The 15,438-nt window shown below is 60.7% G+C and carries 15 protein-coding genes; 13 read left to right on the forward strand and 2 right to left on the reverse strand.

Annotation, left to right across the window (positions count from 1 at the left end):
- Positions 1 to 58 precede the first annotated feature (58 nt).
- Positions 59 to 403: a replication initiation protein gene (locus HSW_RS00430; RefSeq protein ID WP_052345937.1), complete on the reverse strand. Its 345-nt coding sequence runs from the start codon at positions 401 to 403 to the stop codon at positions 59 to 61.
- A gap of 663 nt (positions 404 to 1,066) precedes the next feature.
- On the opposite strand from HSW_RS00430, the gene HSW_RS00435 reads away from it, so the two are divergent.
- From HSW_RS00435 to HSW_RS00480, 10 genes are all read left to right on the forward strand, one after another.
- Positions 1,067 to 1,354: an ArsR/SmtB family transcription factor gene (locus HSW_RS00435; protein ID WP_044000328.1), complete on the forward strand. Its 288-nt coding sequence runs from the start codon at positions 1,067 to 1,069 to the stop codon at positions 1,352 to 1,354.
- Positions 1,355 to 1,595: 241 nt separating this feature from the next.
- Positions 1,596 to 2,753 carry an efflux RND transporter periplasmic adaptor subunit gene (locus HSW_RS00440; RefSeq protein WP_081768188.1) on the forward strand — a complete coding sequence of 386 codons (1,158 nt, stop codon included), beginning with the start codon at positions 1,596 to 1,598 and terminating at the stop codon, positions 2,751 to 2,753.
- Between the two features lie 12 nt (positions 2,754 to 2,765).
- Entirely contained in the window at positions 2,766 to 5,945 is a 3,180-nt protein-coding gene (locus HSW_RS00445; RefSeq protein WP_052345939.1) for an efflux RND transporter permease subunit, read from the forward strand.
- Positions 5,946 to 5,950: 5 nt separating this feature from the next.
- Positions 5,951 to 7,378 (forward strand): TolC family protein, encoded by a 1,428-nt coding sequence (locus HSW_RS00450; RefSeq protein ID WP_052345940.1) that lies wholly within the window; start codon positions 5,951 to 5,953, stop codon positions 7,376 to 7,378.
- 91 nt (positions 7,379 to 7,469) lie between these two features.
- The gene (locus HSW_RS00455; RefSeq protein WP_044000329.1) at positions 7,470 to 7,745 is read left to right on the forward strand and encodes an ArsR/SmtB family transcription factor; all 276 of its coding nucleotides are present in this window, start codon (positions 7,470 to 7,472) and stop codon (positions 7,743 to 7,745) included.
- Positions 7,746 to 7,843: 98 nt separating this feature from the next.
- Positions 7,844 to 8,590 (forward strand): NADPH-dependent F420 reductase, encoded by a 747-nt coding sequence (locus tag HSW_RS00460; RefSeq protein ID WP_044000330.1) that lies wholly within the window; start codon positions 7,844 to 7,846, stop codon positions 8,588 to 8,590.
- A gap of 34 nt (positions 8,591 to 8,624) precedes the next feature.
- Positions 8,625 to 9,542: an NmrA family NAD(P)-binding protein gene (locus HSW_RS00465; protein WP_081768190.1), complete on the forward strand. Its 918-nt coding sequence runs from the start codon at positions 8,625 to 8,627 to the stop codon at positions 9,540 to 9,542.
- 90 nt (positions 9,543 to 9,632) lie between these two features.
- Positions 9,633 to 10,757: an NtaA/DmoA family FMN-dependent monooxygenase gene (locus HSW_RS00470; protein WP_044000332.1), complete on the forward strand. Its 1,125-nt coding sequence runs from the start codon at positions 9,633 to 9,635 to the stop codon at positions 10,755 to 10,757.
- 74 nt (positions 10,758 to 10,831) lie between these two features.
- Entirely contained in the window at positions 10,832 to 11,878 is a 1,047-nt protein-coding gene (locus HSW_RS00475) for an LLM class flavin-dependent oxidoreductase (RefSeq protein WP_052345941.1), read from the forward strand.
- 150 nt (positions 11,879 to 12,028) lie between these two features.
- Positions 12,029 to 13,054: an EthD domain-containing protein gene (locus HSW_RS00480; RefSeq protein WP_052345942.1), complete on the forward strand. Its 1,026-nt coding sequence runs from the start codon at positions 12,029 to 12,031 to the stop codon at positions 13,052 to 13,054.
- Positions 13,055 to 13,128: 74 nt separating this feature from the next.
- On the opposite strand, the gene HSW_RS00485 is transcribed toward HSW_RS00480, so the two are convergent.
- Positions 13,129 to 13,332 (reverse strand): hypothetical protein, encoded by a 204-nt coding sequence (locus HSW_RS00485; RefSeq protein ID WP_044000333.1) that lies wholly within the window; start codon positions 13,330 to 13,332, stop codon positions 13,129 to 13,131.
- 241 nt (positions 13,333 to 13,573) lie between these two features.
- On the opposite strand from HSW_RS00485, the gene HSW_RS00490 reads away from it, so the two are divergent.
- Genes HSW_RS00490 through HSW_RS25030 form a run of 3 tightly spaced genes read left to right on the forward strand, consistent with a single transcriptional unit; the run spans position 13,574 to position 15,310 of the window.
- Entirely contained in the window at positions 13,574 to 14,587 is a 1,014-nt protein-coding gene (locus tag HSW_RS00490) for a sensor histidine kinase (protein WP_044000334.1), read from the forward strand.
- Positions 14,584 to 15,042, forward strand: a complete 459-nt coding sequence (locus tag HSW_RS23675; protein ID WP_052345944.1) for a LytR/AlgR family response regulator transcription factor — start codon at positions 14,584 to 14,586, stop codon at positions 15,040 to 15,042. The genes HSW_RS00490 and HSW_RS23675 overlap by 4 nt, the downstream gene beginning before the upstream one ends.
- Positions 15,043 to 15,073: 31 nt before the next feature.
- A complete protein-coding gene (locus HSW_RS25030; RefSeq protein ID WP_316931352.1) occupies positions 15,074 to 15,310 on the forward strand; it encodes a LytTR family DNA-binding domain-containing protein in 237 nt (78 codons plus the stop codon).
- Positions 15,311 to 15,438: the final 128 nt, after the last annotated feature.

Raw genomic sequence — 15,438 nt, forward strand, 5'->3', positions numbered from 1 at the left:
GCGAAAGAAGCCCCCGGGCCGGTCCCTCTACAGCAGCCCTAGTGCAGGCCGCAGATTTTCAGGAACAGCCCCTGTTCTGGAACAGCTCGGGCTCCTTGCCCTTGGGGTCTTTCAGGTGCAGCATCTGCTTGAACTCATCCAGCGAGTTAGTGCGCGTGGCCGCTTTGTCTTTCCATTGGCTGACCAGCTGGTAGATCTGCTTGGCGTACTTGCTGCTCAGCTTTAGGGCCGAGTGCCGCTGGTAGGAGGTAAAGTTTTCCTTGCGATTGAAGAGCAACAGCTGGATGGGCGACGCCAGCTGAATCTGCATGCAGACCTTGCCCTTGCTGAATTTCACTCGCTGAAACATCCACAGCTTTTGGTAGGTCCGCTCGCTTTTCACCTCAAACATACGGGAGCCCATGTCGGTGTTCGCGCAGCTTTTGGTAATTCCACTGCCGCTCGGTCGGCGCCTTCACTCTTTCAGGTAGATGGTGTACTCCTGGTCCAGGGTGTCATCCCGGTGCAGCCGGGAGAGCAGAAGAAGATATCCAACTGACAGGCCGTGTAGTCGTAACGGGGCCTGGGCAATGGTGTTGTGCTAGCGGACAACCGGAATAGGAGCCGGTTTCACGAGTACAACGGGAGTAGCTTGAGACTTCATAGACTCAGATATATGGCGGTGGGCATAAAGTAAATGGTATGAGCCAGTGGTTAAAACCACTGTAGTAATAAAGAGTATAAAAAGCGAGAATTCGTTTATAGAACGCAGTTTATACCTTTATATGCCATTGAATGTCAGGCACATATGGGCTATACACTTAAACAAGGATAGACAACTAAACTTACGAAGGTTGTTGCTGGTCAAAGCTAAAAACTCATAGGTTACCAGTTGTACAATCGAATAGGTGCGCTGGTTTAGTAAACTCCTTACGCTCCTTTTTATCGTTTGTAAAAGCCCAACCATGTAGCACTAGATTACCAAAGCTGGGCCCTACATGATGGTCGAACTTTATCAATAAGCCCATGGTTGTCTACACATCAACTCATGCGCATGAGTTCTGCGTAATGCGTACCTTTACTTTCTATGGATATCAAGTCCCTCGTTAAGCTAGCCAAAGCGCTGAGCGACCCCACCCGTCTGCGCCTAGTACAGCAGATTGCCCAAGGCAACACGATGGGGTGCACCGAATTGTATGCGTGCGTGCCGATCAGTCAGCCTTCGATGTCGCAGCACCTCAAATCCCTGTCCGACGCGGGCCTGATCGAGTCGCATAAAGAAGGCCGGAACATGTACCTGCGCATTAACCCGGACAAGCTGCGGGAACTGGAGGACTTTCTGCAACTGCTCAAACCAGTTGCTGCTGCTCAGTAGGCAGTTCTATTCCCTTACCCGTTGGCACCCGACAACGGGTCTCTTTTTATTTAAAAACATAATCTGTTGCTTATGGATTTATGTAAGGTATCTTTGCCGCCGCATACGGAGAAACCTTTAAGGCTCTTTTTTTATCTTATTACATAAACGCATAATTATTAATTTATGCAATAAGGCCGTTTCTTCTCCCCCCCCCTCACTCTCAACCTCGCCTCTACTCTTCAACCCGGGCTCCTACTTCATGAAAGTAACTTCTCTTTTGGCCGGTACCCTGCTGCTGGCAGGCTGCGCCGAGCAGCAGGCTCCGCAGCAAGCTGTGGCTCCCCCGGCCCTGCCGGTGGCCCCGGTGCACACCGGCACCGAAACCACGTACCAGGAATACCCCGCCTCGATTGAAGGGGTGGTAAACGTGGAGATCCGGCCGCAGGTAACGGGGGTGCTCGAGCGCATCCTCGTCGAAGAGGGCGCGGCGGTGCGCAAAGGCCAGCCGCTGTTTAGAATCAACGACGCGCCCTACCGCGAGCAACTCAACAATGCTGTGGCCGCCCAGCAGGCGGCGGCTGGGGTCGTAACCAGCGCGCAGGTTGAGGTGGACCGCTACGCACCACTGGTGCAAAACAAGGTCGTCTCCGACGTGCAGCTGAAAACGGCCCAGGCGACCCTTACGGTGGCCCAGGCCAATTTGCAGCGCGCCAAGGCCGCAGTCCGCAGCGCCCGTATCAACCTGGACTACACCACCATTACGGCTCCAGTCAGCGGTTACCTGGGGCGGCTGCAAACCAAGCAGGGCAGCCTGGTGGGCCCCACTGATGCGCAGGCCCTGACGCAGCTCTCCGACGTGCACGAGGTGCACACCTACTTCGCCCTCGGCGAAGACGACTTCATCACCTTCCGCAACCAGTACGCGGGCCGCACCCTGCAGGAAAAGCTTCGGCGCCTCCCCCCGGTGGCCCTGGTGCTCTCCGACCAAAGCACCTACCCCACCCGGGGCAAGGTGGACGTGGTGGCCGGGCAGTTTGACCGCACGACGGGCTCCGTGACCCTGCGGGCCACCTTCCCCAATGCCGACGGCCTGCTGCGCTCGGGCAACACGGGCACCATCCGTCTGCCCTTGCAGCACCCCAACGTGCTGCTGGTACCAGCCGCGGCGACGGTTGAGTTGCAGGATAAAGTGTTTGTATACGCGGTGGGCGATAGCAACCGCGTCAGCCGCCACGCCATTACCATTCTGGGTAAGAGCGGCGCCAACTACCTGGTGGGCGAGGGCGTGAAAGACGGCGACCGGATCGTGCTGCAGGGGGTGGACCACTTGCAGGACAATCAAATCATTAAGCCCACTGCTCCGGCTGCGGCCAGCGCCGCCCCAGGTAAGGCCACGGCTTCCTCTACGTTATACTAAGCAGTTAACCAGATGTTTAAAGTATTCATTGAACGGCCGGTTCTCTCGACCGTCATCTCGATTCTACTGGTGATTCTGGGGGCGCTGGCGTTGTGGAAGCTGCCCCTCCAGCAGTTTCCCGACATTGCGCCCCCCGCCGTCCAGGTAACCGCTGTGTATCCGGGGGCCAACGCCGAAACGCTGCTGCGCTCGGTGGCCCCTTCGCTGGAAGAAGCCATCAACGGCGTGGAGCACATGGTGTACATGAGCTCCACGGCCAGCAACGACGGCTCGCTGGTGATCAGCGTCAACTTCCAGCTGGGCACCGACCCCGACCAGGCGGCCGTGAACGTGCAGAACCGCGTGGCGCAGGCCACCAGCCAGCTCCCGGCCGAGGTGGTGCAACAGGGCGTGACCGTAGCCAAGCAACAAAACAGCTTCGTGATGCTGCTCAACCTCTATTCCGAAGACCCGAAGCAGTACGACCAGACGTTTCTAGACAACTACGCCCAAATCAACCTGGTGCCCGAGCTTAAGCGCATTCCGGGCGTGGGGTCGACGGCACTGTTCGGCGGCAACCGCGCCTATTCCATGCGGGTTTGGCTGAACCCCACCCAGCTGGCCAGCTACCACCTCACCCCGGGTGAAGTGATGGCCGCCATCCAGGATAAAAACCTGGAAGCCGCTCCCGGCCGCCTGGGCGAAAGCAGCCAGGAAGCGTTTGAATACGTGATAAAGTACAAAGGCAAGCGCAACCAGCCCCTGGACTACGAAAATATGGTACTCCGGGCCAATGCCGACGGCTCGATGCTGCGCCTCAAGGATGTGGCGCGGGTGGAGCTCGGCTCGACCACCTACAACAGCCACGTCCGCATCTCGGGCAAGCCAGGCATCAACATCGGTATCTTCCAGTCGGCCGGCTCCAACGCCAACGAGTTGCAGATTGCCGTGGGCAAGGCCATGCAGAAACTGGAAAAAGATTTACCTCAGGGCGTGAAGCAGCAAACCATGTACAGCACCAAGGTGGCCCTGGACGCCTCCATCGAGCAGGTCGAGCACACCCTGATCGAGGCCTTCGTCCTGGTATTTTTGGTGGTGTTCCTCTTCCTGCAGGACTTCCGCTCCACGCTGATTCCGGCCATTGCCGTGCCGGTGGCCATCGTGGGCACGTTCTTCTTTATGCAGCTGGTGGGCTTCTCCATTAACCTGCTCACGCTCTTTGCTCTGGTGCTGGCCATCGGCATCGTGGTCGATGACGCCATCGTGGTGGTGGAGGCCGTGCACAGCAAGCTGGAAGAAGGCACCTACTCGGTGAAGGAAGCCACGAGCAGCGCCATGAGCGAGATTACCGGGGCCATCATTTCGATTACCCTGGTCATGGCCGCCGTGTTCTTGCCGGTGGGCTTTCTGGAAGGCTCGACCGGGGTGTTCTACCGGCAGTTTGCTTTTACCATGGCCATTGCCATCATCATCTCGGCCGTAAACGCGCTGACCTTGAGCCCCGCCCTGGCGGCGCTGTTCCTCAAGCATACGCCGCACAACGCCGAGCACGCCACGCCCAGCACGTTCAAGACCCGCTTTTTTGCGGGCTTCAACCGCAGCTTCGAGCGGCTGACTTCTCGCTACGTGGGCAGCATCAAGTTTTTGGTGCGCCACAAGTGGGTGGGCTTGAGCGGCCTGGTGCTGGTGGCGGTGCTCACCGGCTGGCTGGCCAAGCGCACGCCCTCGGGCTTTATCCCGGCGGAAGATCAGGGCTTTATTGTTATGTCAATGGCGCTGCCGGCGGGCTCGTCCTTGGACCGCTCCAACCAGGTGGCCTTGCAGATCGAGCAGCAGCTGGAAGGTATGCCGGCCGTCGACAAAATCAACTTGCTCTCGGGTTTCAGCATCCTTACCTCGTCGAGCAGCTCTTCGGCTCTCACTTTGTTCGTTATCCTGAAGCCCACCGAGAAGCGGGGGGCGGTGAAAGACATCAACGCCATCATGGCGGCCATGCGCGAAAAGGCGGCGACCATCAAGGGGGCCGATACCTTCGTGTTTACCACGCCTACCGTGCCGGGCTTCGGCAACGTGGAAGGCCTGGAAGTGGTGTTGCAGGACCGCACCGGCGGCCCGCTGCCCAAGCTCAGCCAGATGGGTCAGGAGTTTATCGGCGAGCTGATGAAGCAACCAGCTATCGGCGTGGCCTTTACCTCGTTCCGGGCCGACTACCCCCAACTCGAGGCGGAAGTAGACGAGGTAAAAGCCGCCCAGCTGGGCGTGAGCGTAAAAGCGGTGCTGCAAACCATGCAGGCCTACTTTGGCAGCGCCCAGGCCTCGGACTTCAACCGCTTCGGCAAGTACTACCGCGTGCTTGTGCAGGCTGAGCAGGCCAACCGCGCCGACCCTACTGCCCTCAGCGGGGCATTCGTGAAAAACGACCGGGGCGAGATGGTGCCCCTGCGCACGCTAGTGCGCCTCAAGCGGGTGTACGGGCCAGAAACGGCCTCGCGCTTCAACCTTTTCAACTCACTGACCATTAACGCGGTGCCTAAGCCGGGCTACAGCTCCGGCGACGCCATCAAGGCCGTGGAGGCCGCCGCGGCCGCGCACCTGCCCTCGGGCTACAGCTACGAGTTTTCGGGCCTCACGCGCGAGGAAATCTCGTCGGGCGGGCAGTCCACCGTCGTCTTCCTCATGTGCCTGGTGTTCGTGTACTTCCTGCTGGCCGCGCAGTACGAGAGCTACATCCTGCCCTTTGCCGTACTGCTCTCGCTGCCGGCGGGCATGGTGGGGGTGTTCGCCGCCATTGGCCTGGCGGGCATTACCAACAACATCTACGTGCAGGTAGCCCTGATTATGCTCATCGGCCTGCTGGCCAAAAACGCCATCCTTATCGTGGAGTTTGCCCTGCAGCGCCGCCAGGCGGGTGAGCCCCTGGTGCAGGCCGCGCTCAACGCCTCGGCCTCGCGCCTGCGCCCCATCCTGATGACCTCGCTGGCCTTCGTGGTGGGCATGCTGCCCATGATGCGGGCGCAGGGGCCGTCGGCGCTGGGCAACCACTCCATCAGCATCGCGGCGGCGGGTGGCATGCTCACGGGCGTGGTGCTGGGCTTGTTCTTCATCCCGCTGCTATTCGTGATTTTCCAACGTTTGAACGAGCGCCTTAGTGGCACGCCTCACCCCGCCCCGGCCATGCCGGCCCGGGTACCGGCCCACGCCACGGCAAGTTAATCTCCATGAGTATTCTCCCTCCTACCCCCTGGCGCCGTCTGGCGCTGGGGCTAGCCAGCCTGCTGCTCGTAGCGGCCTGCAAAGTGTCGAAAGATGTGCCCTTACCCACGCTGCCCCTGCCGGCTACCTACCGCACTGCCTCAACCGCCGATACAAACTCGGTGGCCAGCCTGCCGTGGCGCAGCTTCTTTACCGAACCGGCCCTGCAGCAGCTGCTCGACAGCGCCACCGTGCGCAACAACGACTTGCAGCTGGCCATCCAAAACATCGCTTCGGCGCAGGCCACCCTCCGGCAGGCCCGCCTGGGCTACCTGCCGGCCGCTACCCTGCAAGCGGGCGTGACCACCAACCGGCCCTCCAGCAACAGCCTGAACGGTATTTCCCTCAGCCAGTTTCTGGGTTCCAGGCACATCGAGGACTACAACCTGGCGGCCTCCGTGAGTTGGGAAGCCGACATCTGGGGCAAAATCCGCAGCCGCAAGCAGGAAGCCCTTGCGGCCTACCTGCAAAGCCAGGAAGCCCGCAAGGCCGTGCAAACCCAGGTGGTGGCGCAGGTGGCCCAAGGCTACTACAACCTGCTGATGCTGGACACCCAACTGGCCGTGGCCCGGCGCAACGTGGCCCTTACCGACAGCACCTTGCGCTTTACTCAGCTCCAGTTCCGGGCGGGCCAGGTGACGGCGCTGGCCGTGCAGCAGGTCGAGGTGCAGCGCCTCACGGCGGCCGGCCTTGTTCCGCAGTTTGAGCAGGCCATTACGGTGCAGGAAGACGCCCTGAGCATCCTGGCCGGGCGCCTGCCGGGCGGCATTACCCGCAGCGGCAACCTGCTGCGGGTGCAAGTGCCGGTCGTGGCGGCGGGCGGGGTGCCCGCCGCCCTGCTGGCCCGGCGGCCCGACGTGCGCAGCGCCGAACTGGCCCTGGACCGGGCCAACGCCACGGTGGGCTACACCAAGGCCCAGCTCTACCCCGCGCTGACCATCACGGCCCAAGGGGGCCTCAACGCCTTCCAGGCCAGCACCTGGTTTAGTTTACCGGCCTCGCTGTTTGGCACGGCCTTCGGGGGGCTTACGCAGCCGCTGTTTCAGCGCGGGGCCCTGCGCACCCAGTACCAGCAAGCTCAAATTGAGAGGGAGCGTACCGTCATTGAGTTTCGGCAGCAGGTGCTGGTGGCTGTGGGCGAGGTATCGGATGCCCTCGGGCAGGCCCAGCGCACCCAGACCCAGCAGGCCCTGGCCACGGAACGCGTGCGCACCTTGCGCGAGGCCACCAAGAACGCCAATCTGCTGTTCGGCAGCGGCCTGGCCAGCTACCTGGAAGTTATCACGGCCCAAAGCAACGCCCTGCAAAGCGAGCTGGAGCTGGCCTCGCTCAAGCGCACCCAGCTGGAAGCGAACGTGGAGTTGTACCGGGCCGTGGGCGGCGGCTGGCAGTAGCCCCCCTCACATGCCACCGTTCACCGTTCTAGCGCCCCAGCTATGGCCAGTGAAGGCCCGGCGCAACGCTCCTCCTCCCACCCCCTTTTCTATGGATACCAAGTCCCTCGTCAAGCTAGCCAAAGCGCTCAGCGACCCGCACCGCCTATGCCTCCTGCAGGAAATTGCCCGGCATGAGGGCATGCGGTACTGTGATCTGCTGGAGTGCGTGCCCCTCAGCCAGCCTTCGATGTCGCAGCACCTCAAGGCCCTGGTGGAGGCGGGCCTGGTGAAATCGGAAAAGGTAGGGCGGTCCATTCACACAAGTCTCAACTGGGTTAAGCTGCAGGAGCTAGAAGACTTTCTGCAGTCGCTGAAGAGAAGCTAGCTCTCTGACCGCCCTGCTCAACAAGGCGTTTTCAGGACGGCCCGAAGCAGGTCATTGTCGTGGGAACGAGAAACGATAAACCACTCAACTCCCATCTTATGAAAATTGGAATTATTGGCACCGGCCCGGTTGGCGGCTCCCTCGCCAGAAACCTGGCCACCCTCGGCCACCAGGTGAAAGTGACCAACACCCGCCAGCCGGCCGAGTTGGCCCAGAAAGCGAAGGAGCTGGGGGCGAGCCCTGCCACCTTGCAAGAGGTGGTGCAGGACGTGGACCTTATTTTTGTCGCCGTGCCTTTCAAGGTACTTGATGAGTTTCCCAAGGACCTGTTCCGGTCGCTACCCCCCGAGGTAATCGTGGTGGACACCGGCAACTACTACCCCTTCCGGGACGAGAAAATCGACGCGCTCGAGCAAGGCCAGCCGGAGAGTGTGCTGGCGGCCGAGCAGTTAGGTCGCCCCCTCCTGAAAGCCTTCAACAACCTGCTGGCCGAGACGATTGCCAGCGGCGGCACCGCGCCCGGCACGCCCGGGCGCATCGCCCTTTCCATTGCGGGCGACGACGCGCGCGCCAAGCAACTCCTGGCCGACCTCTGCAACGACCTCGGCTTTGACGTGGTGGACGGGGGGGGCCTGGCCGACTCGTGGCGGCAGCAGCCCGGCACCCCGGCCTATTGTACCGAACTCACGGCCCCGGAGCTTACCCAGGCCCTGGCCAACGCCGTGCCCGGCAAGGCCCCGCAGATACGCGACGAGATTATCTCGGAGCTGCTGCAACGCAAAGCCTGGCCCACCCGCGAAGAAGTAGTGGCTGGCAACCGCGCCAAGCAGCTAGGTAAGGCTTAGCCAGTCCAGGCCCTACAAACCGAGTTCAACTTCAATGCAACCTCACATGGAAAACCAGCAACACCCGACCGTCCTTGTTTTGGGCGCCAGCGGAACCATCGGCCGTCAAGTCGTAACAGACCTGGAAGGTCAAGCGGTCAATGTGCGCATCACCTCGCGCAACCAGGAGACGGTAGAACAGCTTCGCCGCGAAGGCAAAGACGGCCATTACCTGGACCTGGATGACCCCAGGACCTTCGCGCTGGCGTTGGCCGGGGTGGACCGCGTGTTTCTGCTAACCGGCTATACGGTAGACATGCTCACGCAAAGCAAAACCCTGGTGGATGCGGCCAAAAAGGCCGGCGTCCGCCATATCGTGCACGTGGGTGTGTTCGCGGAATGGGACACGACCGATGCCCACTTTGCCTGGCACCAGATGATTGAAAAGTACATCGAGGCCAGCGGCATGGCCTGGACTCACCTCCACCCGAACATGTTTATGGAGGTGTTCACCGGGCTGTACATCCCCAAAAACCTAACCTACACCGGCTACTGGGACGACCGCCGCATCGGCTACATTGCCTCCAGTGATATTGCAGCGGTGGCCGCTAAAGCCCTCGTTGATGGGCCGGAGCGCCATGGGGGCCAGCACTACTGGCTGAGCGTGGAAACCTTCAATGGGCAGGAAATTGCGGCGCTATTGAGCGAGGTGACTGGCCTGGAAATCAAGTATGAGAACAAGGGGCTCGAAGGTTTTAAAGAGGTGATTGAGCAGGTGGTGGCTAGTGGCGGGGAGAGCTGGTATGCGAATGCCAACATTGAGTTTGTGACACAGATGCTCGACGGCCGGATGTCCTATATGTCGATGGTGCAGAACGATATCCCCTACGTGCTGGGCCGGCCCGCTAAGACCCTGCGCGAGTTTCTGGAGGAGCACAAGACTGCCATTACGGAGTCAGCGGAGGCGATATAAAGGACATGCAGGTACTGGATATCATCGGCCAGACCTACGCCTGCAGAGAAGGTTCTGCCGGGGCAAAAGCACACATTCATACTCTGCGTGATGAACAACAGAAAAACGTTAAAGCTGGCCGCGGTCATTGATGGGCCGGGGTGGAATTTTTCCTCCTGGCGCCACCCCGACATGCCCGCTGACGCCGGCGAGAACATCGACTTCTTTATTCAGCAGGCGCAGCTGGCGGAACAGGCCAAGTTTGAAACCCTGTTTCTGTACGACGTGAGCCACGTCGGCCCCGGCAACATTCCCTACTACCTGAGCATGTTCGAAGGAGGGACGCTCATGTCGGCCCTGGCCATGAAAACCGAGCGTATCGGCCTCTCGCTCACGGCTTCGACCTCCTACACCGACCCCTATAACCTGGCCCGGCAGGTGCTGTCGCTGGACAAAATCAGCAAGGGCCGGGCCTCGCTGAACGCCATCACCTCCAACCCCGGCGGGATGGTGAACTTCAGCCGGGGCCACCTGGGCAAAGCCGACCAATACCCCATGCACCAGGAATTCCTGGAGATTCTGCTGGGTTTGTGGGACACGTACGAGGACGACGCCTTTCCCCGCGATAAGCAAAGCGGCGTGTTTCTGAATCCGCGCAAGATGCACCCCATTAACTACCGGGGCAAGTACTTCTCGGTGGATGGGCCGCTGAATATCAGCCGCTCGGTGCAGGGCCGGCCGGTGTTGTACATGGCCGGTAGCTCCCCCACGTTCGTGGACCTAGCCACGTCCTACACCGACGGCGTCTTTATGGCGGGCAGTTCCTTCGAGGAAACGGTATTGCTCGCCAATGCGCTGACCGCGAAGCTGGTTGAAAAAGGCCGGCAGCCGGCAGACTTCGTGCGGTCGGTGGCGCAAAACCCCATCGTGGGCCGCACCGATGCCGAGGCCCACGCGAAGTACCAGGCAATCCGCGCCCTAGGTCCGTATTCGCACCGGCCCGTTCCCTTGTTCATGGGCTCCGCCGAACGCATTGCCAACGAGATACAGAAGTGGTATGAAGCCGGAGCAATCGACATGCTGATGGTTCAGCAGGACCATCCGTATGGGATACAAGACTTTATCGAGCTGGTAGTACCTATTCTTCAAGAACGCGGCATCTTTCACCGAGACTACGAAGCGCAAACCCTGCGGGGAAATCTTGAATTACCAAAACCAGCGTTTCGAACGATTTAAACAGCGCCCTTTGCTGTTGCTGCTAATCAAACACCTGGCCTGCTGCTACGAGCGGCCACTTACCTAAAGAAGTTATGCCTACCCCAGTGAACGAGTCCAACCGCCCGGAAAAGCCACCAGTCGCTTATTCCATTCTAGACCTGGCCATCGTCTCGCAAGGCGATACGGTGAAGCAGACCCTCAACAATTCATTGACGCTGGCTCAGGCCGCCGAAGCCGCCCACTACACCCGCTATTGGCTGGCCGAACACCATAACTCCGATAACATCGGCAGCAACGCGCCCCCTTTGCTCATCGGGTACGTGGCGGAAAATACGACGACCATCCGGGTGGGCTCCGGCGGCATCATGCTGCCCAATCACTCGCCTCTGCTTGTGGCCGAGCAGTTTGGCACCTTGGCGCAGCTCTATCCGGGCCGCATCGATTTGGGGGTGGGCCGGGCGGCGGGCACCGACTCGCCGACCGCGAAGGCCATCCGGTCGGATTTCATGCAGGCAGCCCAGGCCTTTCCGCAGGAAATCGGGAAAATTCAGACCTACTTCTCCCCGGCCAACAAGCAGGCTGCCGTGCGGGCCCCGATTGCCGAGGGCACCGAGGTGCCCTTGTACATCTTAGGTTCCAGCACCGATAGCGCCCACCTGGCGGCCAAGCTGGGCCTGCCCTATGCGTTTGCCAGCCACTTTGCCTCCACCTACTTACACCAGGCGCTGCAAATTTACCGTGACGAGTTTCAGCCTTCGGCGGCGCTGAGCCAGCCGTATACCATCGTGGCCCTCAACGCCTACGTGGCCGATACCGACGAAGAAGCCCAGCGGCAGTTTACGAGCGTCATCCGCATGTTTGTCGGGATGTTGACAGGGCAAACGAGAGAGCCCCTGCAGCCATCCACGGACATGACTGAAGAGCTGCAAGACCTGTGGCAGCACCCAGCCGTCTACCAGATGCTCAAGTATTCGTTTGTCGGCAGCAAGCAAAACGTCAAGCAACAGCTACAAGGTTTTCTGGCCGAAACGCAGGCCGATGAGCTCATCACCGCTTCCAGCATGTACGCCCTGGAAGACCGGCTCAAATCTACCCGGTTGTTTGGGGAAATTATGCAGGAGCTTAACGAAAACAGGTAACGCAAAAAGGCAAGTAGCCCCTAGCAGGCTAATCAGCCTTACTGCCGAATTGCGTCCAGATTGACTCCTTCGGTAGGGCCGTTTCCTGTTTATCATCGTAAGAAAGCAGGTGGCCATCCAGCTGCCCGCTTTTTCTTTTCCTACCTGCCTATGCCTTCGCTACATCCCAGCGCCGCTGCCGACAACGAACTGACCGACAACCGGCACCGTCCGCCCGTGCGCACCGAGTACCGTACCACCGACGCGCCGCTCATCGTGACGCCCACCTTTCTGACGCGCGCTGACAACACCCCGCGCGCCGAGCGCACCATGGACCCGGGCTCAACCAAGGGCCGACACGGCGAGGGCATCGAAAACCCCGACGCAGAGCCGGCGGAAATTGCCCTGGAAGCGAATCCCAACCTGGCCTACGAGCACTGGGATGAGTACTGGCGCAAGGTACACGGCCCCAAATTCGCTTACGAGGAGCCCGGCACCGACAACGAGCCCGTGCTGCGCTACGACCAGGTGCACCGCTTCGCGGGCGGGCCATCATCGTACTTCCGCCCGCCCTACAAGGCCATGATTACGGCCGATAAAAAGCTGGTGAGCGACCCCTACGCCCAGGTGCCGGCCTACCAGCGCCCGCGCTTCGACGGCTTTGCCTACATCGCCTACGCCGCGGAGGCTGACATCCAGAAGGTGCTCAAGCAGCCACAGTATGACAAGCGTATCATCGCCGACGAGCAAACGGCGTTCCGCCTGGTGACCCGCGAAATTGCCCGCGAGTACATCCTGCTGCCCAGTCCCCAACACCGCGACCCGCTGAGTCTGGTCAAAATTCACTACCGCCGGCCCGAGCTGAGTCGGGAGGAATTTCAGCAGCGTCTGCTGGGGCCACACGCCGCACTGGTGCTGGCCCAGCCCGCCACCCACACCTACGTGCGGCGCTATGCCCAGCTGCACAACATCGGCTCCACCCAGCAGCCTGACCCGGAGGGGAATCCCATTGATGCCGTCTCGGTGCTCTGCTTCGCCAGCGTCAACGATGTAGAGGACTACCTCGCCACCGACGACTACCAGGCTATTGAGGCGGATGAGGCTACTTTTATCGACCTGGCGCGGTCGGAGTTCTGGACTGGTCTCAACTACAGCGTCATCAACCGTTTGCTACCAGAATTGGCCACCCGCCGCTAGGCAGTTCAGAGTAGCCTGGGTTGGGCTGCGTGTAAGGCCCTAACAGCGTTGTGCGGGCAATGGGGACGAGTAGCTCAGCCATTAGCATTATGCCGACGCTGCTGGTGGATGGCGGCGATGATGAACCCTACCGGCGCCAGCATGATATGTATATCCAGGTACTGGCCGATGGACAGGTAGGTGGTAGCCAGACGCGTAAGCCACATAAGGGTAGCGTAGAGGCAGAGCGTAAGGCCCAGCAGCAGGCCATGCGTGAACAGCGTGCGCGGAAAGGACATAGGAATGAGAGAAGAAGTGAACGCATGGGCAGCGGAAGACTTTCCTTCGGTCGCGGTTCGCCAAATGAACCAGTAGTCATCCACCCTGCGAAGCGGTTTTCGACCGTTGACCCACGGAGTGCCGTTAGGCCTGGCCCCGCGCAACGGTCGAATAAAAGCCCGCAGGTGTCGAATACTGGCTATCCCGTTGCTTGCCCCGTGGCCGAGCGCAGTATACTTGCGCTTCGTTTTCCGGCTGCCCATGCGTTTACTTCTTTATCGGTACCGGGTGCTGCACCTCTCCTTCTGGAGTACTTACTGCTCGTTCCATTTCTACCTAATTCAGCAGGACATTGGCTGGCGTAATGCCATGCCCGGGGTACTGGTGCCGCTCTTCTTCAATGTCCTGTTATCCTACCTAAACTACGGTTACCTGCTGCCCCGGTGGCTGGACCGTCAGCGGACCGCTGGTTACCTGCTCGAATTCTGCGCGGCCTTTGCCCTGTGCGTGGTGCTGAAAGTGAAAGCCCTGCGGTATTTCGCCCCTGCTACCTTACCCCAATCCCACCTGTACTCCCTCGTCTTCGTGGTGTCCAGCATGGGCGGCACGTTGTTCGTCGTCCTCTTCATTGGCCTGCTGCGCTTTTCGATTAACTGGTTTGCGCTGGAAGCCAAGGCCAAAGCCCTGGAAAATGCGCAGCTGCACAGCGAGCTGCGGTTTTTAAAGGCGCAGATTAACCCGCACTTCCTCTTCAATACCCTCAACAACCTCTATTACCTAGCCTACACCCAGTCGCCCAACACGCCGGAGGTCGTGGCCCAGCTCGCCCAAATGATGCGCTACCTGCTGGAAGATTCCAACCAGCCCACCGTGCCGGTAAGCCAGGAAATTGCGTTCAGGCGCAGCTACCTAAGCCTGGAGCAGCTGCGCCTGAACCACCCCGTGGCCCTGGATTTCGTGGTGACGGGCGAGCCCGCCGGTATCTACGTGGCCCCGCTGCTGCTGATGACCTTCCTGGAAAACGCTTTCAAGCACGGCGTGCGCGATGATGACCCCGCCGCCTGGGTGCGAGTAGGCCTACGCGTCTCGCCCACTACCTGCGAATACACCGTGGTTAACGGCCGCCGACCCGCCCGCAGCGGCGTACCCCAGCCCGGCACGGGTCTGCTCAACGTCCGGCGGCGGCTGGCCCTGGCCTACCCCGACCGGCACGAGCTGCAGCTGACCGAAGCGCCTGACCAGTTCCACGTCCACCTTACCTTGCACCTGTCATGAGTTGCCTGCGCTGCCTCATTGTGGACGACGAGCCCCTGGCCCGTCAGCTGCTGGCCGAGTACGTGGGTAAGGTGTCGTTTCTGGCGCTGCACGCCGCCTGCGCCAGCCCGCTGGCCGCGCTGGACATCCTGCGCACCAACCCCATTGACTTGCTGCTGCCCGACGTGCACATGCCCGAGCTCACCGGCTTGGAGCTGCTGTTCACGCTGGCGCACCCGCCCCTGGTCATCCTCACCACCGCCCATTCGCAGTACGCTCTGCAGGGCTTTGAGGTGAATGCCGTCGACTACCTGCTCAAGCCCATCACGTTCGAGCGGTTTCTGCGCGCGGCCCACAAGGCCGGCGACCGACGACTGTCTCCCGCCGCCGCGCCGCTCCTACCCCCCCATACCGGCAGAGCCGGAATTCCTGTTCATCAAGGATGGGGCGCGGCAGCACAAAGTGAACCGGGATGAGATTCTGTTTATCGAAGGGCTGCGCGATTACGTGGCCGTACACACCCGTTCGCAGCGCATTGTCAGTCTGCTACGCCTTAAGGGGTTAGCAGCGCAACTCCCGGCAGACCGCTTTGCGCGAATTCACCACTCCTATATCGTCGGGCTGACCGGCCTGGAGGTGGTTGAGCGGGACCAGGTGCGGGTGGCGGGCCGTTGGCTTCCCGTCAGCGCCTCCTACCGCCAGACGTTTCGCGCATTCGTCGACCAGTACCAATGTAAGCCCTAATCGGTCACCTCAGGCAGCATCTTCGGTGGAATAGGATGCCCGACCCATGTTTTCTCTTCTTCTCCTCCCTGCCTTGGCTGCTGAGCCTCGGTACCCGCCATCTTTTTTCATTCTCCAAGCTCTTATTC

The sequence above is a fragment of the Hymenobacter swuensis DY53 genome, from assembly GCF_000576555.1.
Taxonomy (GTDB): Bacteria; Bacteroidota; Bacteroidia; order Cytophagales; family Hymenobacteraceae; genus Hymenobacter; species Hymenobacter swuensis.